We start from the raw sequence: 24,255 nt of genomic DNA on the forward strand, positions 1-24,255 counted from the left end.
GACCCTCCAATGAATAACACCGTGACGATTCTATGCTCTGGTTTTGGTCTGGGCTTCTATGTCCCCGGCCTGCTGATGGAACGGAGATTTACCGCACTTGGCATCCAGGCGGAGATTGAGGTTTTTGAAACACTCATGTCCGACAGCAAAAAACAGCAGACAGACAACAGCCGCAAAGCGTACCAGCAGAGCTTCGCCGTAGCCTTGACCTCGCAGAAAATACCGGGTGATATCCGGGGCAGCCTGGATGCTGCGGCCGTGGAACATTTATTACAGCAATGGAAGCAGGAAGAACGGCAGCGCTTCATTGTATTATCCGGGCATTGGGTGCATGTCATGGACAGGTACCGTGAACTGGCCGGCTTTCCTGTGGAGGCTGACCTGCTCTATATTGATGCCGACCTCTCGCCGTCATGGAAGAATCTCCGCAGGCTGAATCCCGGTTACGCGGAAGGCTACCGCGAAGTAAGTATGTATGACCCTGCGGCAAGGGAGATTCTATGCAGCATAGATGCCGGACCCGCGGAGGCATTGCCCGCTGGGGCCAGGAACGGGAGATTGGTTGTTCACGGCGGCGGCTGGGGAATTGGCACCTTCCGCGAGAAGTTTGATAGCCTGGAGTCGGCAGGGTATGAACTGGATATTGCCGCGTACAGTCCTCAGGAGATTGGAGATGCCGTCCATGGAAGACGTTATTATATGAACGATCCGGAGTGGCGGACCTGGAAGCGTGACAGCAGCGGGCAGTATACCTTCCCGCCTTTTGCAGAAGTAACCGTCAGCCAGCCGGACCACTATCCGCCCTGCCGTAACTACCAGGACGGGATGTATGGCGTCATCCGGCAGGCATCCGCAGTCATCAGCAAACCGGGTGGAGGGGCCTTGATTGATTCCCTGGCTTCGGGCACACCGCTGGTGCTGCTGGACCCTTTCGGCCCGCATGAGAAGATTAACAGCGATCTGTGGGTGGAGCTGGGTTACGGCATCCGTTACGGGGATTGGGCCGAGATGGGCTTTGACCGTGAGGCACTGCGGAAGCTGGCGGATAACCTCCAGTCAGCCAAGGGCCGGTACCCGGATTATGCGGCAAGCTATGCGGAGCAGCTATCCGCAGCAGAAGGGAGAAGCTAATGCAGCCTACCAGTAGAGTGAGCCTGGACGCCAAGTCCTTTGAGGCCCTGAAACGTACGATTAAGAATGTGGTGGTCCCGCACAGGGAACGCAAGCTAGATCCAGGGTTCAAAACCGTTATGCCGGAGATTATGTCCCTGAAGCTGACCAACCGCTGTAATCTCCGCTGCAAGCATTGCTACCAGTGGAATGAATCCGGCTATCATCATGATATGGACACCGCCGAGCAGAATCTCGATATGGATGTGGAGATGATCCGGAGGCTGCTCGAGGAGACAGATGAAGCGCAGTCCCGCCTGTATTTATGGGGCGGCGAGCCGCTGTTTCACCGGAATACCAAGCAGATTCTGGAGCTCCTGCAAGAGCATCCCCGGGACACCACGATCTGTACCAATGCCTATCTGATTCCTAAGTATGAAGAGGAGCTGTGTGCAATCTCTGACAACCTGGAGCTGCTGATTCCGATCGAGGGGTTCGAGGCGGAGCATGATTTGCTGCGCGGCAAAGGCTCCTTTCAGAAGGTGATCGAGAGCGTCGAACGGCTGCTCGAGCTGCGCAGGCAAGGCCGCTTCCGCGGCCGGATCTCTGTGCACAATGTGATTAATGACAATATGATCGGCAGATTGTATGAGCTGGTGGAGTTTTTTGAGCACAAGGGCGTCGATCTGGTACTGCTCTGCTTCCCGTGGTATATCTCTGCGGACACGAGCCTGGAAATGGACCGCTTCTACGATGAACACTTCCAGTGGCTGGCGGAGCTTCCGCCGGATCACCGGAGCAGCTGGCATGCCTTCAAATACCATATCAAACCGGAGAATGTCACAAGGCTGACCGAAGACCTGAAGCGGATCAACAGCAACACCTGGCATAATACCCGAATCCGTTACCAGCCGGGGCTCGACTTTGATGAAATCGAGGATTTTGTGGCGGGCAAGCCGATGCTCTCCCGCAGTACATCGAAATGTCTGGCGCTCAGTACCCGGGTGGATATTGCTCCGAATGGCATGGTCAGTGCCTGCAAATTTTTTGGCGAGCTGGCCATTGGCAATGTGAAAGAGCAACCGCTGACGGAAATATGGAATTCAGCCCGCTACGACAGGCTGCGGCGGATTCTGGATGAAGGCTTGTCGCCGGCCTGCTCCAAATGTAATGTGCTGTACCTGAATACCTATGCTGCCCTGACGCATGTATGAAGAACGGGTGTGATCAGCCTGCCTATAGGCTCGGTATCCTGGGTGCCTCGAATATTGCTGTACCTGCCATGCTGGAGCCAGCGCAGGTTGTGGAGAAGGTGCGGATAACCGCAATTGCCAACCGGACATTGGAAAAGGCAGTGAAACTGGCAGAGGCTTACCATATTCCTTATGTGGCGGGCAGTCTGGAGGATCTGCTGGAGCTTGGCGATCTGGAGGGGGTATATATTGCACTCAGCAATGACCTTCATGCAGAATGGGCAGTCCGGGCATTGGAGGCGGGGAAGCATGTATTGGTAGAGAAGCCGATGTGCCTGCATCCCGAAGAAGTTGAACAGTTACGGATGCTAAAAGAAAGCTCCGCCGCTCCGAAGCTCGCCGAAGGTCTGATGATTGCCTTCCACCCCTGGCAGCAAGCCTTGAAATCCATAGTCGACTCCGGGCAATTCGGCCCGCTCTATAAGATCAGTACAAGAATATCCATGCCTGCCAAGGACAGATATGCCGGGAATTACCGCAGTGTCAAGGCGAAGGGCGGAGGCGCTTTTGCCGATCTGGGCTGCTATTGGCTGCAGTTCCTGCAGACCCTTGTCGGTCTTCAGCCTAGTGAAATCAGGGCGCAGTCGGCGTTTGACGGGCCGGAGGGCTGTGACTGGACCTTTCAGGCGGCGCTGCAATATGAGAACGGTCTGGAAGCTGAATGTCTGACTTCCTTCGAGCTGCCCTTCCGGGCTTCGCATACCCTGCATTTCGCGCAGACAGTGCTGACGGTCCCGGATTTCTTCCGGCCGGTCAAAGGCTTCTACAAAATCAAAATACGGCATGATCTGCCAGACAACCGCAGCACCCTGTGTGAATTCGCGCCGATGAACTATTATGTCAATCAGCTGGAGGCTTTCGCAGAAATAATGAGCGGGCAAAGGGCGGAGCAGCTGGAAGCTACATGGGAACGGGTACACCTGCAATCCCTGATCATGGCCGAGGCGCAGCAGCACCGGGTTTATCTATGAAGAAGCAATCTGCCCCTGGCCCAAACGTCAAAACAGCGATTCTCCATCATTGGAGAGTCGCTGTTTGTTGTTAACGGTCCTGCAAGGAAGGAGGCTGCTCTATCCAGGAGCGCTCGTTGCTCAGCACATAAATGCCCAGCGCCTGCTCGAAGGTAAGGCCGTGATTATAGAAAGCCAGCATCTTCGCAGCGAAGCGCATACTCTTATCGGCGCCGGGCGACTGCAGCAGCTCTGCAGCGAGCTTACGGAAGTCCTTCGGCTTAGCTTCTGCAGCCTCAACGGCATCCAGCAGCCCCTTGTGGCTTGGAAAGAGCATCCGGTTATAAGCCAGGATCATTCTCCCGCTGAAGAAGACCAGGTTGCTGGCCGTGTGAGCGAGCAGGTAGGCGTCGTTCTTCCGGGCCGCTTCTTTGGCGAAATAAAAAGCATACAGGAAGATCTGGGCGCAAAAGTCCCGCAGATTACGGTCTCGGTTCTCTTCAGGATAGAGCGGAATTCGGGCAACCAGTTCACCCAGCTCCGGGATTCTGGAGAATAGAACGCTTGAACCGGTAAAAGCATACCTCGTCGGCTCGTTACCCCGCCCCGCGGCAAGCTCCAGGAACCGGAGGTTGATCACCTTGATATCGGCGTATCCGCCTTCATAGGTACTGACTTCCCGGTCCACGTAGGACAGCTTATTCTTCCGGTCATACTCTTCATAGGCTTCATCGGTGAATACCAGGTGAACATCCACATCCGAGGTCTCCTTGGCGGTTCCCTGGGCTACCGAACCGCTGGTGATTACTGCCAGGCAGGAAGGGTCCTTCGCCTGCTTCTCCACCAGCTTCTCCAGCGTCTGTCTATGGTGCGCATACATCTCTTTCATCCTCCCTTAACGTGCTCCTGCACATTAAGCGTAACCATTAGACAGCTCACCAGCTATGGTCAATTCAGACATTTAAGGTTCAATTCCGTAGATCAGCTGGCCTTGATGATAAATCGTGATACGGTCATTCGCGGCGTAGCTGATGATGGCGGGCTGGAATGAGTAGTCATTAGCCTGGTTGAGATTCGCCCAATTCGTGTTGTGAATGCGGAACTGAATATCTCCGGTTGTGCCGGAAGCTGCGAGTGAGCCAGCACCTGCCGTGAACCCGATCTCCGCATAAGTATCTGCACCTGTTCGCGGTGTAGCCAAGGGGACGATTTGCGTCAGCAATTTTTCTTTGCCGATGACCGCGTAATCAAATTCCAGGGTCTGTGCAGCATTCCCATCTCTGTTGTACCAATAACGTATCGTAAGCTCATTCAGCGGAATAGAGCTACCGGACTCGTTCTTCAGCTGTAGACTCGCCCGGATTGAGCCCACGGCCGTCCCCGTCTCACCGGCATGGTAGAGCAGTGTGGCATGAGGGTCGCCAGATCCGGGGCCTTCACCGGGTCCGCCAGGATCACCAATAGGGGTAAAGGTGACCGGCTTCATAATAAGGTCCAGCATAGCCTGCTTCGGCGCATTCCAGGAGGTCCAGTCATCCAGCAGCAGACCTCCGGTATCTCCGCTATTGGGATTCAGACTCCAGTACGTCCAGTAGAGATTGTTCTGGCCGATGTAGCTTACGAGCGCATGCTGCCATTTCCCTTCCGCCGATAGGGTATCTACGCTGCGCCCGCCGAATTCTCCGGCAAGAACCGGGGCGATTTGCTCCTTGCTGATGTATCCCCAGGTATCATCCCACAGCTTCGGCAGATTATTGGGGAAGTCGGCAGCACTGAACCAGGTCTGTGAGGCAACGCCGGGACCATAATCATGCGGGGAATAGACCACCCGGTCCGGCACAGTAAGCGTGACCGGGTAATTACGCACGCCTGTCAGATTACCGCCCCACCAATAGCTGCTGGAGTTGCCCTGAACGTTGGTCTCAATGCCTTCGACAATAATGAGCCAGTTCGGATTCGCGGCGAGAATCGCATTGCCTGCCCGTTGACTGGCCAGCCGCCAGTCTGTGGCAGGATTACCTGTTCCCCAGCTTGCCGTACCATGCGGTTCGTTATGCAGGTCGGCTCCAATGACGGTAGGATTATCTGCATAGCGCTGGGCCAGCATCACCCAGTCACTGATCCAGCGGGTTTCGGGATAGGCCGCAGTATACCACAGTGCCGATTGTCCGCCGGAGTCCGGCCGGTGCCGGTCAAGGAAGATCCGGATGCCGCGGTTCCCGGCTTTCTCAATCAGTTTATCCATAATCTGCACCGGCGTAAGGCCGGCCAGATCAGGATTCTTGGCATAATCGATACTATTGGCTGCAGAGCCTGCATCGAACATCTGGTTGCAGTAGGGCAACCGGATCAGGTTATAGCCTTCCGTCTTGATCTGGTCGAGCACATCATCCATGGAACGGGACCACAGCCCATGCGGAGAGTAGTTCGCGGTTTCGAAGCCAAACCAGTTCAGTCCGTTGAATACGACCGGATTCCCGGCGGAATCCACGATTTTGTTGCCTGAGGTGTGATAATAGCCTGCTGCCCCTTCAGCCTTCACTTCATAACCCGGATACGCATAAGCACCTGCCAGCAATATTAAAGCTGCAAACCATACACCCAACTTCCGGAACCCGAACGACATCCATTTTCCTCCTCTTAGTGATTTCAGTGAGGTCAGACTTTATAGCATACGATCCGAATGTTAACGTATTCATCTGAATTAGGATGAATTATGAATAATTGGAAACGTTTATGTTAATTCTCATTTGGGATATATTCGGAAATTGAATAAGCACAGGGCAGCCTTAGAGCCACCCTGTGCTAATTGCAGTTGGGGTAAGTTGGGGGAGAAGAAGCTATTCCTCCAACCTCCAGATATGTTTGTCCGCCCGGAACGGCAGACAAGATAATGCACCGGTGATTCCGATTACCAGGAATAGCAAAGCTGCTCCGGAGCCTTTGCCTGTTCCGACCAGTGTCACCCACAGGCTGCCTAGCGGCTGCCCTGCCATAAAGGGTTCAAACACCCTGTCTACCAATATACCGCCGCACAGATATCCCAATGGAATGGTGAAAAACTGCAAGGTATTCCTTGCCGAATAGACACGCCCCTGCATCTCAATTGGAATTGTGGAGCGGAACAGCACATCCATATTAGCGTTCATAACAGGAATGAATATCCATCCGAGGATTGCACCCAAACACCATATAGGCGTGCTTCTGCCAAAGGCAAGGAAGAAATTCTCGGTGCTCATGGAAAAAAGCAGGCAATTACAAATGACCCGGACCCGGCTTCTGGGCGGCGGCAGGATAGCAACTGAAATACTCCCAAGCATCAGGGCTATCCCTGTAACGGTGTTGACCATCCCCAGCGCCAGCTCTCCGCCACCCGTCCGTGAGAGCATCATTGCGGGCAGGGCAGCATTGAAAATGGAGGCGGTGAAATTGATCAAGGCCAAAAAAAGGATCAAATCCAGAATGCCACGGTTATCCCTGAGATACCGCAGGCCGCTTGAAGCCGATTGCAATATCGTCTCGCTACCGGTGCTGCTCCGCTTAGGAACCTGCGGGATATGGACACAGCATAGCAATGCCGTGAACGCTGTGGCAAAGGTAATCAGATCAAACAGGATCACAACCCGGATACTGGTGAAGGAAAGTATTGAAGTAGCGAGTATAGGCGTCAATATGGTAACCAGCGAGTTGGAAAAGGAACGCATTCCGCTAACCTTCTGATAGTGTTGCTGCGGAGCCAGCAGGCTGATCGCTACATCCGACGCCGGCTGCTGCACAGTGTTCATCACGCCAGTCAAGGTATTGATCAGATACAGATGCCAGATCTGGAGTTTACCCATTGTCATCAGTATAAGGACCGTAACGGTACATAGTGCCGCAAAGCTGTCACTGATCAGCATTGTAGCCTTCTTGTTCCAGCGGTCGCTCAGTGCACCTGCGAAGATACTGAGCAGGACATAAGGTGCGTAGGAACAGATAACCAACAGAGAACTGGTCAGAGCCGATCCATGCTGCTGATAAGACCAGATCACCAGGGCAAAAGCGGTCATTGCACTGCCCAGTGCCGAGAATGACTGTGTAATCCATAAAATCAGGAAAGTACGAAGCTCCCTGAGGTTCACTTTAAATTTTGTTATCATGACTCTGCTCCTCTTTCAATGAATTCTTAACGATTCAATGAAAGTGCAAAGCCGAACGGACGAGCTGTAGTCCGCTCCGTGCAGTTTCGTCCGGTTCAGACTTTGCACGGAGCGTTGTCACTGCATATTCTCATATTCATTCTCCTTCTTGATCGCTTGAAGTTACATTCACCTGGAAAGTAAATTCTGCTTTATTTTACCATATGCGAGTCGTTCCGTCTTACATGAATTAATTGGGTAAGTATGTTTCCTCCGGGATTATGATATAATTTGCTTTAATATCTTGCTATTTATAGAGAGGTTTTTAATATGATGAATAATTTCTGGCGTGAACTACCACGCCCTTTTTTCATACTGGCACCCATGGAGGATGTAACGGATGTTGTGTTTCGCCATGTCGTAAGTGAAGCGGGCAGACCGGACGTCTTCTTCACGGAGTTTGCGAATTCAGAGAGCTATTGTCACCCGGAGGGGCATCATGCGGTGCGCGGGCGTCTGACTTATACTGAGGATGAACAGCCGATTGTCGCTCATATCTGGGGTGATAAGCCGGAATACTTCCGGCAGATGAGCATCGGCATGGCTGAGGAAGGCTTCAAGGGCATCGATATAAATATGGGTTGTCCTGTAGCGAATGTAGCCGAGAACGGGAAGGGAAGCGGTCTGATCTGCCGTCCCGGGCTCGCAGCGGAGATTATCCAGGCGGCCAAAGCCGGGGGACTGCCCGTCAGTGTCAAGACAAGGCTCGGGTTCACTGACCTGGGCGAATGGCGAGGCTGGTTAACCCATATCCTGCAGCAGGACATTGTGAATCTGTCGATTCATCTGCGCACCCGGGAGGAAATGAGCAAGGTGGATGCCCACTGGGAGCTGATTCCGGAGATCAAGAAGCTTCGTGATGAGATCGCACCGCATACACTGCTGACCATTAACGGGGATATCCCCGACCGTCAGACCGGCCTGAGGCTCGCTGAAGAGTATGGTGTGGATGGGATTATGATCGGGCGCGGGATTTTTCAGAATCCGTTTGCGTTCGAGCAGGAGCCGAGGGAACATAGCAGTGAGGAGCTACTTGATCTGCTGCGGCTGCATCTGGATCTCTATGATGAGTATTCGGGACAGAAGCCACGTTCATTTAGTCCGCTCCAGCGGTTCTTCAAAATCTATGTCCGCGGCTTCCGCGGGGCCAGTGAGCTTAGAAATAACTTAATGAACACCAAGTCTACCCGTGAAGTGCGTGCGCTGCTGGATGAGTTTGGGAGCAGGGAGCAGGACGGGGCGGACGAGCTTGGAAATTAGGCGGCCAGGATTGTAGAATTCCGGATAGAAAATAGAATAGACGTGAAAAGACTGAGGATCGGAGGATGGGGAAGGGACAAGTCCGGAGCCAGCAGGTCATTCCTCTGTTTTATATATCCTCGACATGATTTGACTTCTTGAATCACTTTGTTTATACGTTCTAGGAGGCGGTTCTATGTTTCAGGTTCAGAAATGGGGCAACAGCTTGGGCATTCGCATTCCGAAATCCCTTGCTCTAAAGGTCGGTATTGAGGAAGGCTCCGAAGTCGATCTTGATGTGGAAGATGGACATCTTATCATCAAGCCGAAGTCGGCCACACTGGACGAAATCCTGTCCCGGGTCACACCGGAAAATCTCCATAATGAGGTCTCTACAGGCGGGCAGCTAGGACGGGAAGTATGGTAACGGGCGGGTATGTACCGGATCGGGGTGACTTGATATGGCTGCAGTTCAACCCGCAAGCGGACTGAACAGGCAGGCAAACGCCCGGCCTTGGTCGTGTCTCCTGCTTCTTATAATGGTAAAGTCGGAGTTTCCTTGCTCTGTCCGGTAACTTCTAAACCAAAGGGCTACCCGTTTGAAGTAGTCATTCCGCAGGATCTGCCCTTTGAAGGGGTTATCCTTGCGGATCAAGTAAAGAGTCTTGATTGGCAATCCAGGCAGCGTTCATCTGTAAAGTACCACAGAGCATTCTTTCAGATGTCACTGCTAAACTCGACATACTGATTCGCTGATCCTAGTAGAAATAGAATAGACATGAGACTGAGGACCGGATGATGGGGAGGGGGAACCCGGAGCCAGCAGGCCAGTCCTTTTTTTTCATATGGAGGGATTACATGTCCTGGAGCAAATTGAAGCAGCAGCTGGAGGGCTTTCTCAGTCCTGCGTTAGAGGGAACGGTAGAATACCGCGCGCCGGGTTACCGTTATCTGCCTGATAAATCGGGAATCTGTTACATCTCAGTGGACAGAAGGAATGTGCTCAATATGGGCGATAAAACGAACACGATCCGATGGTATCAGACAGAGCTGGAGATTAAGAATGATCCGGATATCCGCATTCCTGTCAGTAAGGACGACATTGAAGCGGTCAGACAAGCTGCCAAAGGGCCTGTGCCGGAGGATCGCCTAATCGTAATGGCCAGAAGCAGATTAAGTACAGAGCATGCCAAAGAGCTAATGTCAGCGCAGGCTGCACTCGTTAAATCGAATTTCATCGTGGTCGCGAATAAGTTCCTGACTACTCCTATTGAGGAGAGCCTGGAGAGCAGGGACATGGTACTTAATATTCTTGCGCTGGTGGATCGCAGAGTCGGGAAAAAGCGGATTTTGAGTATGACGGAGAAGATGGGGTTGAAGCATCCGGTGGTGCAGTATTTCTATGAGCTGCGGCGGGGGGCGCTCTGAATAGTATGCCAAAGGTTCAAGCGAGAGTTCATGCTTGAACCTTTATTATGGGAACATTGCTATGCTCAACGCTTGCCGGCAACCAGCATATATCCGGCCCCCCGAATCGTAAGGATTCTCTCCGGATTGACAGGATCAGCCTCGATTTTTTTGCGTAAATTACTGATGTGTACGGCGACCGTTCTCGTATCCTCCAGACTCTTCATTCCCCAGATGAGATGAAACAACGTATCGACCGTGACGACTTGATTAACGTTTTGTGCCATATAGGACAGTAGACTGAACTCTTTCTTCGATAAAAAAATCGTTTTACTGCCCAGGTTGACAGACTGTGCGTAGAAATCCAGCGTCAAGCCCGGTAATTCCAGCAGCTGTTCCCTTCTGCCCGTCGATACTCTGCGAAGGTGAGCCTTGATCTTGGCCATGAGGACTCCCGGACTGAACGGCTTGGTCACATAATCATCGCCGCCATAAGATAATGCGCTGATCTTCACCTCGTCTTCCTCCTGACTGCTCAGAAACACAATCGGCGCATTCGTGTAGCTGCGTGCGTTCCTGCACCAGTCAATGCCGTTCTCATTAGCCAGCAGGACATCCAGTACAATCAGATCCGGATTAAACGATGCAAGCAGCAGCATGGCTTCTGTCCCGCTATGGCTAGACGAGGATACGAAGCCTTCCCGTTCGCAATACGCCTGAACAATCTCACAGATATGGGGATCATCATCGACGATCATAATTTTGTACGTGTCCATCATGTTGTCACCTTCCTGCTTCCCGGATACAAAGGCAGCGATACATAGAATACCGACCCCGTCTTGCCGTCGCTCTCCGCCCGGACCGTTCCACCATGCGCTTGTACGATTTCCCTGCAAATCGCCAGCCCAAGGCCGCTGCCCTCTACTCCCATGTCCATACCCGGCCGGTCAACCCTGTAATTGCGGTCGAAGATTTGCTCGAGCTGCTCAGGGGGAATGCCCGTACCAGAGTCTTGTACGCTAATGATTGCAGTGCGGGTATCCTTCACCTCATCCCAGGTTAGAGCAAGACGCACGATCCCGCCGCTAGAGGTGAACTTCATCGCATTCGACACCAGATTAAATAGCGCCTGCGTTAATCTTTGCGTATCGATCTCTGCAACAGGCAAGAAGGCTCCCAGATCCTCCGTATGTCCGGTATCCAGGTTGAAATCAAGCCCCGCGTCACGCACTACCATCTCATATTGTTCATAGAAACCGCGCAGGAAATGAATCACATGAACCGGCTCCATACGGTATTCTACCTGCCCCGTCTCCAGATGGGACAAGAAGGACAACTCCCCGATCATGCGGTTAATCCTTACCGTGTTATCCCGGATATACTCCAGGTACTGTTCATTGCGTTCCGGCTTAACCATGTCGATCACAGCCTCGACATAACCAAGCATGCTGGACAGCGGCATACGCAGATCATGTGTAATGTAGGCAAGCAGCTTTTTCCTGCCTTGCTCGGAGTGAAGTAACCGCTCATACGACATGCGGAGGTCTTCGTGGGCTGCGGATAGGGCATGTGTACGCTCCATTACGAGCTGCTCCAGATTGGAATTCATTTCAGTCAGCTTGTTATTGGCTTCGTACAGCTCACGTGCAATTCTCTCTTCGTTCGTTACCGCCCGCGTATATCTGGAAGACAGCAGAATCATCTGGGCGATCGTGAATATGAGCAGCCCAAACGGAGAGGTATTACCGATGAGTGACCATTCATTGAAATACAGGAAATCGTTGATCACCGTTACCAGAGCAACCATCGACACGAGCAGGAAGATCAGCGCACCCTCCATACGCCGCACAGCCGCTTCAGCCAGACCCACCATCAGATACACCATGTGCAGAACAACGATTACACCGATCAGCAGTAACATTCTTGAATATATAATTGCAGGGGTCAGTATAACAACCAGACAGAGTGCGCTCGTTACGATCCGGCTGCCCAGACGAAACCACCGAGATACATAATTCGGGAAAATGCATTCAAAATACATGGTGATGATATAACCACTGACACATAGAATCAGATACTCGAGCTTGAACTGCAATTCCCACGGAAAACGGGGAAACCATTGTGTGAACATGAGCTCGCCGACCAGCAAGGACCGGATACCGAACAACACAGTGAACAGTCCAAAATAAAGCGGTGCCCTGTCCTTGCGCCGCAGCATGTAGAGTAGCAGATGATACACGCCGATGACCAGCAGGCTTGCGGTTATGAACATCTCTGCGGCAACCTTCCGAGTGGTCTTGGCCGCTAATACGTTACTGCCACCCAGCTCTATAGACGTGGTGATGCCGCCCCGCTTATGATGGAAGTTTGCAACTTGTATAACCAGCTCTACGGTATCGCTCCCGGGCTGGAAGAACACCAGCTTCGTTGCCAGACGTGGTGTCACGCTACTCTTGTCCTGACCAACCTCGCCAACTTCTGCCAGCAGCTCTCCATTCACCCATAATTTATATGCATGAAAAATGGTAGGCAGCCGCAGCGCAAGCCGCTCATTCCTGTCCTGCCCGCTAAGCCGGGTGACCAGCCGAAAGGTTGCATAGCCTTGCCCTCCCAGCTCTTGACCATCAAGCTTGTATCCTAGCCAAGAGCTGGGGATGCTGATATACCGGTCAGCCATTTCCCCGCTTGCCATCCGGCTCCGTATATCCTCTGGCGAGAGCAGCTCCTGCCAGTAGAATTCCCATTCCCCCTGCAACTTTAGCGGAGTCTTAAGGATAGAAGCCTGCGTTAGATCCAGAACGCCTTCTTCGCTTCGAAGCTTGGGGGCGCCTGGCGTTACAGGCACGATGGCATAGCTTATGGCCAGACCGATAACAACGGCAACCGCTATGTGAAAGAAGATATTACGAGAAACGAACCTTAGAATACCCCTCATCATGAAGCCGACCCCAATCTACAAAATTCGCTATAAATGAGTTGATTGTTTCATGATAGCATCATTACAGGAAGCTGTGTTGATGAAAACGCGGAATTTGTCATTACAGCAAGGGGTTGGGGAGTAAAATTGATGGAATTATTTTCACAAACGACAATACAATATACCTGTGGTTCGCCTAATGGGCGAAACCGGTAAATTAAATAAAGGAGGTTTAAGTGATTGATTAAAAAAGTTCCAGCCAGAGCCTTATCCCTTTTGGTAGTTGCAGCCATATTCCTGTCCCTGTTCTTCACAGCCTTACCGCAGGCAAACGCGGCCGCCAGAGGAGCATGGGCTCCTAATACGGCTTATGCAGTAAATGATACAGTAACCTATAGCGGAAGTACCTATACCTGTCTTCAGGCCCATACTTCCCTCACAGGCTGGGAGCCGCCTAATGTTCCTGCACTATGGAAGAGCGGAACAACAACAACACCGACCCCTACACCTACACCAACCACACCCCCAGCAACAAACGGAGTCACATTCTATGCAGATATCAACTATGGCGGGAAGGCGGTAACCCTGGGAGTAGGCAATTATGTATTGTCCCAGCTGAATGCTGCAGGCATTCCGAATGACTGGATGTCTTCGCTTAAGGTTCCCGGCGGCTGGACGGTTGAAGTCTATGAGAATGATAACTTTGGCGGAACCAAATGGACTTATACAGCAGATTCCTCCTGGGTTGGCGACAGTGTCAATGACAAGATGACTTCGGTTAAGATCTATACCGGTTCGCAGCCTCCTTCGGTAACCAAACCTGCCGAGGTTCCCAGCCAAATCTGGACCTATGTCGTGAATGCAGACAATGCTTATGGCAAGGGTGGAGATTTCGCACTGCTGCTGAGTGCGGTGATTAAGAAGGAGAGCAGCTTCGGAGCAGGCCTGCCGGGCAGCCCATCCGCCGGCGACGGATTGATGCAGGTCGAACCTAATACCCGGGGTGCCTATGCCTCACAATTCAGCGCCAAATTCGGCCGCGCGTATAATCACAGCAGCGAACAGGATCAGGTATACCTGGGCGCATTGATCCTGAATGAGAAGATTGTCAGATTCGGAGATATCTATAACGGATTGCTGCACTATAACGGAGGCGACAACTGGTATCCGGGCGCTACCGACTCCTATGGCCGTCCTATCCTGGCAGATCAATATGCCAATGCCGTTTATGCTACATATAAGGGGTATGGGGGGAAGAATTAATAGGGTTATCTTCATAAAAGAAGACAAAAAGACGCTCGGGGATTCCTGCAGCGTCTTTGTTATATGTTCAGCTAAAATAGCTTCACTGACAGCAGCTGTCAGTGAAGCTATTTTATAATACAGGAAAGGACTTGAAGGAGGAAGTATAAATGAATAAGGTATATCTATATGTGCTCGACACCATGGCAGACTGGGAGATAGGGTACTTAACTGCCGAACTGAACTCGGGAAGGTATTACAAGAAGGGGCAAGCCCCCACTGAAATAGTAACCGTAGCCAATGAGAAGACGCTTATCACTACCATGGGCGGACTGGCAATAATGCCTGACATCACGGTGGGTGAGTGCAGCATTACAAGCACAGATGCCTTGATTCTACCCGGTGGAGAGACATGGACCGAAGCCATCCACAAGCCCATTCTCCAACTTGCTGAGAGATGTATACAGGAAGATATATTAGTGGCAGCGATTTGTGGGGCTACAATGGGACTTGCCCAGGCTGGACTATTGAATTCACGCCCGCATACAAGCAATGATCTGGAGTACCTCAAAATGATCTGTCCCGCGTACACCGGCGAAGAGCTCTACCAGATGCAGTCTGCTGTAACGGATGGCAAGCTGATCACTGCCTCTGGAATAGCGCCGCTAGAATTCACTGTACATGTCTTGAAAGCCCTGGATGTAATGGCTCCAGAAAAACTGAAGGCCTGGTATAGTCTCTACAAGACCCAGGAAGCTAAGTATTTCTATGAGTTGATGGGATAAGAGTAGTTAATGAAGCGCCCTCTCTTTACGGAGAGGGTTTTTCTGTTTGCCTGGGAAGGATGGCAGGACATCTTCTGGGCATCTATAAGTAGTTGTTGGGGGATTTGTTGTGTTCCACTATAGGGTGAATTTAAGTTGCAGTTTTCATGTTACTGCGTAGGATTTTGAAATCTTCTAATATATTGGAGATTCTTAAAATCATATCTCTATTCATATCTTGTTCAGTAGGGTTATTTGGTAAGTACAAGCCCCACTGCTGAAACTTGCCCTCTAATAGAACAAATCCGGATACATGAGCTCCAAAACCATTTATTCTTGCAGATTCAAGAGTTAATCTGTCGTCATGAAATACATTCACCAGTAGATTCTCAGTCCCCATGAAAAATACCGGATACGTTATGTTACTGAAAAAATCTTTATATTCCTGCTTGGCTGCTTCAGCCAGATAATCCTTTGCAATGATTAAGCCATCATAATTTATATTATGATCTTCAATAATATCTTTGAGGCTTTTGGGTATGTAGCTTAGATTTCTAATGTTATCAAAAGGAATATCACCAACAACTGCAATTTCTAACTGGATTGATGGAGGGTTATAAAGCTCCTCCGCCTGAGGCTCATTTACAATTTTGATGTCACAGCTTACAAACAACACGGATAACAATATAAGAAGTAATAACATTTTGTTTTTCATTAGTGAGTATCCTTTTTTATTTTATTATAATGGTTACTTTATATTTAAAAATATAGAAAAATAATCCTATTTGCAAGGGGATAATTAACTCGATTGAGCCCCGAATGATAGGAGGAGAATTCCAACATATGGTACGATGTGATTGAAGTGCGTAAGGTTTATTTTGTATATGTTGTAAGGCTAAGGGGGAAGGGAAATGAATGAAATAACCTCTCATCATTGTAATCTGAATATTTGGGCTCATCTGCCTGATGAAGTATGGAATACAGTTGCTAATATTTATGAGCGTATGCCTGGTTGGAGAGGGTACATAGATGGGATTCCACACTGGTTTGGGCAGGAAGATGAGGATGTTTATATTCAGGCATCCGTTGAGCCAAGTGGATTGTCATTTTATGCTCAGATGAATCAGAGTGATTGGGATTCTTGGATTGGAGCGTTTAAATCAGAAGCAACTAAAGTGTTAGGGTTTGAGGTGGGGGAGCCTGAGGATGGGTTTGTGTAGTATGAAATTTTAGAAGGTAAGGCAATTCATAGATAACTCGAAAGCGGGTGTAAACATGAATATAAACCAAGCGATTAACGTTATAGATAAGGAATTATCTCAAACATTAAGTGACTACCAACACTGGTTTACTTTAAATCCCGAAGAACTATCCTTTAAACCTCAGACCGGATGGAGTATTGAACAAATATTAGAGCATGTAACACTAACCAATCACTTTTTATTGATCCTAATAAGAAAAGGGACTCGGAAAGCAATTGAACTATCAACAAAGAAAGACTTGAATACAATAATAGAATCAAGCCAAATTAATTTACAAGAACTTGAAGCGATAGCTATACATAAGTCTTTTGATTGGATCAGACCAGAACATATGGAGCCTAAGGGTGAACAAGAATTAGGACAAATAAGAGCATTACTAGATAATCAAATTAACGAATGCAAAGAGCTTTTGCAAGAGATGAACAACGGAGAGGGAATACTTTATAAAACTACAATGACCGTAAACAACTTAGGCAAGATTGATGTTTATCAATATATCTATTTTTTGTGTCAACATGCTAAACGCCACATTGTACAAATGCAAAAGGTTATGGATGAGTATACAGGGGTGGAGGGGCTGGGCGATTAAACTGCCAGGATTGTAGAAATCCGTGTAGTGAATAGAATTGACGCTAAAAGAGTGAGGATCGGATGTATGGGGAAGGGGAGAGCCCGAAGCCAACAAGCCTGTCCTCTGTTTGGTTATAAAAATTATATGCCCAGTTGTAATACTTTCGCCATGTTCGCCGCTCCCAAAATAAACCAATATAGATATAGAAGTTGATATGATAATGCAGCCGCTTATAATCATTGAGTTGTGCTATTGGTATCGCAGGAAGTATAGGAAGAGGTGTGGTGAACGATGGTTATATTCTTCGAAAGAGCGAAACGGCCGTTATGGGAGGGTAGAACCTCCATTTACGCTTATATTAAGGAGCAAGGAGAGTCCGTGGACGGATCGCTGCCGGATGACGAAGAATTCTGGTCCGGGGACAAAATTAGATGGGTAGCGGGCGGATTAGATGGAGCTTTTGGTCATCATGGCGGATCTGCTAAGATGACGGATGAAGCACGGGAGCTCGTTCAGCTGCTGGCGAAGCAATCCAGGAAGCCTAAGCGTTCAACCAGAAAGGCCCTATATGCTAAGCTTGTGAAAATAGATGTAGGCGGCATGATCGACGCCGTTCTAGATGAGGTGCGCAAGCAGCCCGGCATTCAGCCGGATGCTGTATTCATGGAGGCAAAATGGCTCGCAGAGCATGCAGCACACCGGAATGCCGTCAAATTCGGCATTGCAATGCTGGGCCTTTTTCAGAACGGGCAAGTAAAGGAACTGCTTCTAACGCTTGGGAGACACGAGGAATTTACGCTATATGCCGTAGTTGCGATTCATAATGGAATGGAGGATAGCAATCAAGTTCTATTTGAACTCGCTGGGCAGGTTCATGGCTGGGGGAAAATACATATCGTCGAGAGACTTGAGCCTGCCAGTCAGGAGATCAAAGATTGGCTGCTGCGGGAAGGGTGCTACAACAACGTCATGAACGAATATTTAGCCTGTATTTGTGCAAGAAATGGTGATTTGCGGGAGGCACTTTCGGCTGATCGGGTAGATGGCGCATTATTTAATGGGGCAACCGATATCATTGAAGCGTTATTGAATGGCGGGCCGGCAGAGAATATTGACGATTATGAGTATGCCCCGCAGGTGTTATGGGATTATGTGAGGCTTGTCCAGGAGGCAGAGACAACGGCAAAGCATCTGTCAGTACTATTCAGCATTCACGACTTCCTGGCGGAGGATGAGGAGAAGTGGACCGCTCGGATGTCCTCAGGTTGGAGTGAGCAGCTAAGAAGCGATATGCGGGAGGCTTGCCAGTTGATTATGGCCGACACCAAATGGAACAGTATGGTTATGGATGCCGTTAGCAGCAGTGATATGTCAGACGTTTACTATGGTATAGCGTGTGCAGAGAAGCTTGGCTTGGATATTTGGGATACTCTCTATGATCAGCTTGCAGCTAACCCGCTGGAGGATTTCTATTACTATCAGCTAATAAGATCGGATGACCGGGACCGGATTCACAGATTTGTTCAATTCGCCAGTGAACACATTCCCCTGCAGCAGATCGCCACGGGCCCCGGAACTGAAATGGGATTCGGCGAAGAATATGCAGCGCATAGGAAGCTGGGCGTGATCCTGCAGTGCTTGGACCGGTTCGAGGGGATAGGGGCAGAGTTGATCCTCACTGGCTTGAACAGTCCAGTGACCTCCAACCGGAACATGGCGATTAAGGCACTAGAGGGCTGGGACGTATCATCCTGGGGGGAGCAGCTGGTTCACGCGGTCAATCATTTGTCAGTAGCTGAGCCTGAAGCTTCGGTACAAGAACGGCTGGCCGGGCTTCGTGAGGCAAAGGGATTGTAAGGTTGAGCAACACTCATCATGAAGGAGTTGAATAATGATATGGCTTATCAAAATATAGACAGCGTGCGGGTCTGGGGCAATCCCGACAGTGGAGCGCTTGCTCAAGCAAAGACGTGTGCGGAAACAGGCAATGTCGTGCAAACCCTGCTCATGGCAGATCATCATAAAGGCTACAGTCAGCCGATCGGCGGGGTGGTTGTGTACGATGGGCAAATCTCCCCGTCGGGCGTTGGTTATGATATTGCGTGCGGGAATAAATCGGTGCGAACAAGCTTGTCTGTTGAAGACATCCGGCCCAGATTATCGAATATTATGGACGAGATCGCCCGGAGAATCTCCTTCGGAATAGGCCGTGTTAATAATGAAAGAGTCGATCATGAACTTTTCGACGACCCGGATTGGGCTGTTTTCATGGCGATAGGCAGACAGAAACACGACAAACTGAAAGCTTTGGCACAGAGTCAGCTAGGCACAGTCGGCAGCGGCAACCACTTCGTAGATTTGTTTGAAGAAGCGGGAACAGGCCGGGTGTGGATCGCCAATCATTTCGGGAGCAGAGGGTTCGGGCATAAGACGGCGAGCGGATTCATTAACCTGGCAGCGGGCAGAGACTTTCTGGCTAACGCCCCAGGTGAAAAGTTGGACCAACCGCCCGTACTGCTTGATACGAGCAGCGAGCTTGGCGATATGTATTATAGAGCCATGAAGCTGGCCGGGCGCTACGCCTATGCGGGCAGGGATTATGTGATCCGGCAAGTATTAGCCATCCTGGGAACGGAGGCGGACCTCGAAGTTCATAACCATCATAACTATGCCTGGAAAGAAACACATAACGGTAAAGAAGTCGTCGTTGTCCGCAAAGGGGCGACCCCGTCTGCACCGGGCCAGGTTGGTTTTATCGGCGGCAGTATGGGCGATATATCGGTAATCGTTAAAGGAAAGGATACTATAGAGAGCAAAGATTCTTACTACAGCACCGTTCATGGAGCGGGACGAATCATGAGCCGGACCCAGGCGGCCGGTAAAATGAACTGGAAAACCCGCACCCGCAGCGGCGGCCAAATCACGACAGCGCAGATGCTGGAGGCGGTCCGGGATTTCGGTGTTGAGCTGCGCGGTGCAGGCGCGGATGAGAGTCCTTTTGTGTACCGGAAGCTTCAGGAGGTGCTGGATGCGCATGCCGGGACCATCGAGGTTATGTATGTACTGAAACCGATTGGGGTATGTATGGCTGGGGCAAATGAGTTCGATCCGTATAAGGATTGAGGTAGAGATGCGTGGGGATTGAGGATTAATAAGGACTTCTGATTAACAGGAGTCCTTTTCTGTGTAATTTTAGGAATTTCATGGATTTACATTGAGGATTGGGCTATCATTATTTTGTGCAGAGCAAGTATTAAAGATTGAAATAGAACAACAGGATGAGGTGCTACAAATGGACGAACTAATCGAGAAAATCATCCAATTCCGCGACGAAAGGGACTGGAAGCAATTCCACGATCCCAAAGATCTGGCTCTCTCTATCTCGCTGGAGTCTAGTGAACTGCTAGAGCTCTTCCAATGGAAGAACAGCAAGCAAGCCATAGAGCAGCAGTATTCCGACATGCAGGACGAGATCGCTGATATTTTCATCTATACGCTAACGCTCGCTCATGATCTGCAAATCGATGTAAAGGATGCTATCCTTCAGAAGATAGACAAGAATGCGAAGAAATACCCCATATCCAGCTCCAAGGGAAGCTCACAAAAAAGTACACGGAAGTGAATGAATAGGGGAGAGCATCATGATTATCTATGAATCGACCAAGCAGCAATTCATGAATGATGTAACCGAAGATACGATTGCGGTAAAGATTCACACCCAGTACGTCCAAAAAGTTGGCAAGGTTGCCATGGGTGAAATTAACGCATGGAACAATTCCATGAACTATCTATATAAAGTATTAAACACATCTACTATTCCAGATGACGTAGGCATCGCGATTGAATATAAAATTCCAGCCACCTCGCGAAGAGTCGACTTCATGATTACAGGCTTGAACGAACAGGATCAATATTCTGTCGTTATCATTGAGCTTAAGCAGTGGGATGAAGTTGAAACGGTTGAGGATGCAGATGGTCTTGTTAGAACCCGCTTTAAAGGAACAAAGACTAAAACGGCGCATCCCTCTTTTCAGGCATGGTCTTATGCCAGGCTAATTAGCGAATATAACGAGACTGTGCAGAACGAAGCGGTCCAGCTCTATCCTTGTGCTTATTTACATAACTATGTACGGGCCGATAATGATCCTCTGCTGCACCCTGTCTACAATCAATACATTGAGGAAGCTCCTATCTTCTCAAAGGGAGATGCTTTAAAGTTACGAGGGTTTATTTCAACCTACATTAAAAAAACCGATAGAAGCAAATCACTTTACCTCATTGAACATGGCAAAATTAAACCCTCTAAATCGCTGCAGGATTCACTCCTCAGTATGCTACAGGGAAATCAAGAATTCATTATGATAGACGATCAGAAGGTAGTATATGAGGAAGCGTTAAATTTGGCGCAGCAGGCCCAGTCGGGCAAGAAACAGGTCCTGATTGTCGAAGGAGGACCAGGGACAGGGAAGTCAGTTCTCGGAATTAATCTTTTGGTAGAGCTTACGGCACGAGAATTAGTCTGCCAATATGTAACCAAGAATAGTGCGCCTCGTGCCGTATACATGAAAAAGCTACAGCAAAACGTGAAAAAGTCGTTAATAGATAACTTGTTTAAGGGATCAGGTGTGTACTATGAAGCATTGCCCGATGAATTCGGTTGTTTGATTGTGGACGAGGCGCATCGCTTAAATGAGAAGTCGGGCTTGTTCAAAAACAAAGGAATCAATCAAACCATGGAGATTATCCGCGCTGCACGGTTTTCTGTATTTTTCATTGATGAATATCAGAAGATCGCTATGCACGATGTGGGCAGCAAAGAGCAGATTAGACATTATGCCGAACAAATGGATGCGGATATTACTGAACTGACATTGGCTTCTCAATTCAGGTGTAATGGCTCCGACGGATATCTGGCATGGCTCGATGATGTACTCGATATCCGTGAAACGGCAAATGCAGATGGGTTCGATTTCGACTATGATATCCGACTCTATGATGACCCAAATGAATTACGGGATGAAATCTTCAGCAAGAATCAGATCAATAATAAGGCAAGAATGCTTGCCGGATACTGCTGGGATTGGAAGACAGATGGCAAGAACAATCCTGGCGTTCATGACATTCAGCTAGATCAGTATCAATTCTTCATGAGCTGGAACCTGAACAATACAACGACCTGGGCAATCGACCCAGAATCCATCGAACAAGTAGGCTGCATTCACACCTCACAGGGGCTTGAGTTTGACTATGTCGGAGTAATCATTGGCGAAGATATGCGCTATGAGAACAACCGGATCATCACCGACCCGTTCAAGCGTGCGAAGACGGATAAGTCCCTTTCAGGCTTCAAGACCTTGTATAAGAAAGATAAGGACGAGGCGCTCCGAATGGCCGATCAAATTATTCGTAACACCTACCGGACCCTAATGACCCGGGGAACGAAGGGGTGTTATATCTACTGTGTTGATCCTCATCTGAAGGCGTACTTGCAGAGGCGGTTGGCTTTGCAGGGGGCGGTGGTGGGTTTGGGGTAGGTTAGTGAAGTTGATGTTGAATTATAGAAAGATTTTGAATATAAATAGCCCTCCGTCGCTCTTTATAAGCGATTGAGGGCTATTGCTCATTATCTGAAAAAAATTTATAAAATATTAACAAAGCATTTGTAGAGTTAGAATTAAGGGCAATATACTCAGTAAATAAAATTGTCTAATTCTTCATTATTCATTGCTTTATTATAGTAAAGGTTTGGAATGATATCATGATAATCTTTTAAGAAGGATTGGTCACTTTCAGTTTTCTCATTAATATAATTATATCTCCAATTTCGCTCATCTTTTGGAATTGCATTTTTGAGGTCTTTCTTAGTAATCCTATAACGAGTTTTACCCTTAGGAGTGGTATATGCAGTTTCTTTTTTAGCACGTTCTAGAATTACTCGCATTAAAAATTGGTTTGCACCGAAGAAAAATTTTTTTCTAACAATATTTTTGGGGGTTAAAAGAATCTTATTATTTTCATGACGATAACAAGGGAGAGTTACTTCTTTCCAAGCAGAAGTAGCAGCATCCCAAGTGTTAAAAGTGTCTTCAGAGTTAGGTTCTACTTTAGCAATAGCTAATTGCGCTAAAGTAAACTCATTTAATTGAAGGTGTAAAATATTGGTCATCATATCAGAAAGGCCATCTTCACTAAAGCCTGATATAGTAACTGGTATGTCCATAGGCTTGGTTATAGTCGGAATATTCACAGTCAGCTGTTCAAGATTCTTAAAAGTCTCTAATAGACCTTCTGCTGTATTGCCATGTCCATTGTCACCGTTTCCATAACCTAACTTGGTATAATTAATTTCTCCGGCATAGGATAGTAACTCGATTTTTCTATGTGTGTCATTATTACGATAGGCTCTTTAGAATTCATTAAAAAAATTATCCAATAAATTAGTTGCATTCTTATACCAAGCTCCTTGTTGAATTTCGATCAAGCAAGGGTCAATAAATAATGCTTGGTCATCTAAGACATTAATATCTACGAATTCCAAGTTAGAATGTCCAGGTTGAGAATAATTTAGAAGTGTTGAAATGTGTTTTTTTTCCATATTAACCCCTCCAATAGTGTAACTTTACTAAAGTTAACGTAAAGAACTTCATTTATTTTACATCATTATACATGTTTCTACAAAAAAGAATGTAATGTTTAGCACAAATAGATTTGCTTAGTAGTGAAGAGGAATAATCAGACTACAAGAGTTCTATCCCTTTCTTCGCAAATTTGGGGTTTGTGTTGAAATAAATATTGGACATCTTTATGGGATTTTGTGGGGAATTTAATTTGTTCATTATTTTGTTTTAATTTAGTTCAATATTCGCATTAATATATTAATTCTTCCTTATACAATTTGATTATCTTAAGGGCTTATTAACAGTGCGAGGTGGAGTGATTACACAGAAATATAGAGGAACGTAGTCTTAAAATACGTAATATACAAATGCATCAAAAAAGAACTTATTTTCATATGAAATTCTTTTGAACTTATGTATTGGGGGAGATGTGGTGTGGGTTATCCAGCATGGTTTATAGAAATGATTCAAGGTCGATTGGATGAGGTGTGCGCAAGGATTGAACGTCAATCGGAGCCTAGACAAGCTTTTGAAGAAGAGCACAAAGCTTTTCAAGCGTTATTTGCCTCCATCGATATTGCGCGTAAGCCAGAGTTTGAGTATTGGGAGGATAAGCTTTCTATAAAGAACTCCGTTCTTTATAAGCGTCTATATCTACAAGGGCTTAAGGATGGAATGCAACTTGCTAATACATTTGCTTCTCCTTCTGTTCTGTCGGATTAAGATGGAGTATTCCCGTAAACAG

24 protein-coding genes are annotated in these 24,255 nt (G+C 48.5%); 16 read left to right on the forward strand and 8 right to left on the reverse strand.

Annotation, left to right across the window (positions count from 1 at the left end):
• Positions 1-9 precede the first annotated feature (9 nt).
• The 3 genes from NSU01_RS03765 to NSU01_RS03775 are packed head-to-tail and all read left to right on the forward strand — an operon-like array spanning position 10 to position 3,334.
• A complete protein-coding gene (locus NSU01_RS03765; RefSeq protein WP_076248084.1) occupies positions 10-1,131 on the forward strand; it encodes a hypothetical protein in 1,122 nt (373 codons plus the stop codon).
• Entirely contained in the window at positions 1,131-2,324 is a 1,194-nt protein-coding gene (locus tag NSU01_RS03770) for a radical SAM protein (protein ID WP_042133462.1), read from the forward strand. The genes NSU01_RS03765 and NSU01_RS03770 overlap by 1 nt, the downstream gene beginning before the upstream one ends.
• A complete protein-coding gene (locus NSU01_RS03775; protein WP_076248087.1) occupies positions 2,321-3,334 on the forward strand; it encodes a Gfo/Idh/MocA family oxidoreductase in 1,014 nt (337 codons plus the stop codon). The genes NSU01_RS03770 and NSU01_RS03775 overlap by 4 nt, the downstream gene beginning before the upstream one ends.
• Positions 3,335-3,404: 70 nt before the next feature.
• Here NSU01_RS03775 and NSU01_RS03780 read toward each other — a convergent pair whose 3' ends face one another.
• The 3 genes from NSU01_RS03780 to NSU01_RS03790 all read right to left on the reverse strand — a co-directional run bounded on the left by NSU01_RS03780 (position 3,405) and on the right by NSU01_RS03790 (position 7,452).
• Positions 3,405-4,193, reverse strand: a complete 789-nt coding sequence (locus tag NSU01_RS03780) for a nucleotidyltransferase domain-containing protein (RefSeq protein ID WP_076248090.1) — start codon at positions 4,191-4,193, stop codon at positions 3,405-3,407.
• Between the two features lie 81 nt (positions 4,194-4,274).
• Positions 4,275-5,939 (reverse strand): cellulase family glycosylhydrolase, encoded by a 1,665-nt coding sequence (locus tag NSU01_RS03785; RefSeq protein ID WP_076248093.1) that lies wholly within the window; start codon positions 5,937-5,939, stop codon positions 4,275-4,277.
• Between the two features lie 214 nt (positions 5,940-6,153).
• Positions 6,154-7,452: an MFS transporter gene (locus tag NSU01_RS03790; protein ID WP_076248096.1), complete on the reverse strand. Its 1,299-nt coding sequence runs from the start codon at positions 7,450-7,452 to the stop codon at positions 6,154-6,156.
• Between the two features lie 309 nt (positions 7,453-7,761).
• On the opposite strand from NSU01_RS03790, the gene NSU01_RS03795 reads away from it, so the two are divergent.
• The 4 genes from NSU01_RS03795 to NSU01_RS03810 all read left to right on the forward strand — a co-directional run bounded on the left by NSU01_RS03795 (position 7,762) and on the right by NSU01_RS03810 (position 10,158).
• Positions 7,762-8,751 carry a tRNA-dihydrouridine synthase gene (locus tag NSU01_RS03795; protein ID WP_076248098.1) on the forward strand — a complete coding sequence of 330 codons (990 nt, stop codon included), beginning with the start codon at positions 7,762-7,764 and terminating at the stop codon, positions 8,749-8,751.
• A 175-nt stretch (positions 8,752-8,926) separates the two neighbouring features.
• Positions 8,927-9,157 (forward strand): AbrB/MazE/SpoVT family DNA-binding domain-containing protein, encoded by a 231-nt coding sequence (locus NSU01_RS03800; RefSeq protein WP_076248101.1) that lies wholly within the window; start codon positions 8,927-8,929, stop codon positions 9,155-9,157.
• 93 nt (positions 9,158-9,250) lie between these two features.
• Positions 9,251-9,478 carry a type II toxin-antitoxin system PemK/MazF family toxin gene (locus NSU01_RS03805; protein ID WP_256704032.1) on the forward strand — a complete coding sequence of 76 codons (228 nt, stop codon included), beginning with the start codon at positions 9,251-9,253 and terminating at the stop codon, positions 9,476-9,478.
• Between the two features lie 110 nt (positions 9,479-9,588).
• Complete coding sequence (locus NSU01_RS03810) at positions 9,589-10,158, forward strand: hypothetical protein (protein ID WP_076248103.1); 570 nt, start codon at positions 9,589-9,591, stop codon at positions 10,156-10,158.
• A gap of 65 nt (positions 10,159-10,223) precedes the next feature.
• Here NSU01_RS03810 and NSU01_RS03815 read toward each other — a convergent pair whose 3' ends face one another.
• Both NSU01_RS03815 and NSU01_RS03820 read right to left on the reverse strand, forming a co-directional pair.
• Positions 10,224-10,916 (reverse strand): response regulator transcription factor, encoded by a 693-nt coding sequence (locus NSU01_RS03815; protein WP_256704031.1) that lies wholly within the window; start codon positions 10,914-10,916, stop codon positions 10,224-10,226.
• Entirely contained in the window at positions 10,913-13,075 is a 2,163-nt protein-coding gene (locus NSU01_RS03820; protein ID WP_076248105.1) for an ATP-binding protein, read from the reverse strand. The genes NSU01_RS03815 and NSU01_RS03820 overlap by 4 nt, the downstream gene beginning before the upstream one ends.
• 219 nt (positions 13,076-13,294) lie before the next feature.
• Here NSU01_RS03820 and NSU01_RS03825 point away from each other — a divergent pair, with 219 nt between their 5' ends.
• Positions 13,295-14,317 carry a carbohydrate-binding protein gene (locus tag NSU01_RS03825; RefSeq protein ID WP_076248107.1) on the forward strand — a complete coding sequence of 341 codons (1,023 nt, stop codon included), beginning with the start codon at positions 13,295-13,297 and terminating at the stop codon, positions 14,315-14,317.
• 149 nt (positions 14,318-14,466) lie between these two features.
• On the forward strand, positions 14,467-15,081 hold the full coding sequence (locus tag NSU01_RS03830) for a type 1 glutamine amidotransferase family protein (protein ID WP_076248110.1): 615 nt from the start codon (positions 14,467-14,469) through the stop codon (positions 15,079-15,081).
• A gap of 130 nt (positions 15,082-15,211) precedes the next feature.
• Here the strand turns inward: NSU01_RS03830 and NSU01_RS03835 are convergent, their stop codons facing one another.
• Positions 15,212-15,775, reverse strand: coding sequence for a hypothetical protein (locus NSU01_RS03835; protein ID WP_076248112.1), 564 nt, complete (start codon positions 15,773-15,775; stop codon positions 15,212-15,214).
• A gap of 196 nt (positions 15,776-15,971) precedes the next feature.
• Between NSU01_RS03835 and NSU01_RS03840 the strand changes: the two genes are divergently transcribed.
• The 6 genes from NSU01_RS03840 to NSU01_RS03865 all read left to right on the forward strand — a co-directional run bounded on the left by NSU01_RS03840 (position 15,972) and on the right by NSU01_RS03865 (position 22,427).
• Positions 15,972-16,280: a hypothetical protein gene (locus NSU01_RS03840; protein ID WP_076248115.1), complete on the forward strand. Its 309-nt coding sequence runs from the start codon at positions 15,972-15,974 to the stop codon at positions 16,278-16,280.
• Between the two features lie 55 nt (positions 16,281-16,335).
• Positions 16,336-16,911 carry a DinB family protein gene (locus NSU01_RS03845; RefSeq protein WP_076248117.1) on the forward strand — a complete coding sequence of 192 codons (576 nt, stop codon included), beginning with the start codon at positions 16,336-16,338 and terminating at the stop codon, positions 16,909-16,911.
• A gap of 273 nt (positions 16,912-17,184) precedes the next feature.
• Positions 17,185-18,750, forward strand: a complete 1,566-nt coding sequence (locus tag NSU01_RS03850; RefSeq protein WP_076248120.1) for a limonene hydroxylase — start codon at positions 17,185-17,187, stop codon at positions 18,748-18,750.
• Between the two features lie 39 nt (positions 18,751-18,789).
• The gene (locus NSU01_RS03855) at positions 18,790-20,016 is read left to right on the forward strand and encodes an RtcB family protein (RefSeq protein ID WP_076248122.1); all 1,227 of its coding nucleotides are present in this window, start codon (positions 18,790-18,792) and stop codon (positions 20,014-20,016) included.
• A 169-nt stretch (positions 20,017-20,185) separates the two neighbouring features.
• Positions 20,186-20,515 carry a MazG-like family protein gene (locus tag NSU01_RS03860; RefSeq protein ID WP_076248123.1) on the forward strand — a complete coding sequence of 110 codons (330 nt, stop codon included), beginning with the start codon at positions 20,186-20,188 and terminating at the stop codon, positions 20,513-20,515.
• Positions 20,516-20,534: 19 nt separating this feature from the next.
• Positions 20,535-22,427 carry a DUF2075 domain-containing protein gene (locus tag NSU01_RS03865; RefSeq protein WP_076248125.1) on the forward strand — a complete coding sequence of 631 codons (1,893 nt, stop codon included), beginning with the start codon at positions 20,535-20,537 and terminating at the stop codon, positions 22,425-22,427.
• A 155-nt stretch (positions 22,428-22,582) separates the two neighbouring features.
• On the opposite strand, the gene NSU01_RS03870 is transcribed toward NSU01_RS03865, so the two are convergent.
• Together NSU01_RS03870 and NSU01_RS03875 are read right to left on the reverse strand one after the other, a co-directional pair.
• Complete coding sequence (locus NSU01_RS03870) at positions 22,583-23,062, reverse strand: hypothetical protein (RefSeq protein WP_083705736.1); 480 nt, start codon at positions 23,060-23,062, stop codon at positions 22,583-22,585.
• A gap of 237 nt (positions 23,063-23,299) precedes the next feature.
• Complete coding sequence (locus NSU01_RS03875; protein ID WP_083705737.1) at positions 23,300-23,488, reverse strand: hypothetical protein; 189 nt, start codon at positions 23,486-23,488, stop codon at positions 23,300-23,302.
• A gap of 457 nt (positions 23,489-23,945) precedes the next feature.
• Between NSU01_RS03875 and NSU01_RS03880 the strand changes: the two genes are divergently transcribed.
• A complete protein-coding gene (locus NSU01_RS03880) occupies positions 23,946-24,233 on the forward strand; it encodes a hypothetical protein (protein WP_083705738.1) in 288 nt (95 codons plus the stop codon).
• Positions 24,234-24,255 lie beyond the last annotated feature (22 nt).

The organism is Paenibacillus sp. FSL H8-0259 (assembly GCF_037963255.1).
Classification (GTDB): domain Bacteria; phylum Bacillota; class Bacilli; order Paenibacillales; family Paenibacillaceae; genus Paenibacillus_AQ; species Paenibacillus_AQ phytohabitans.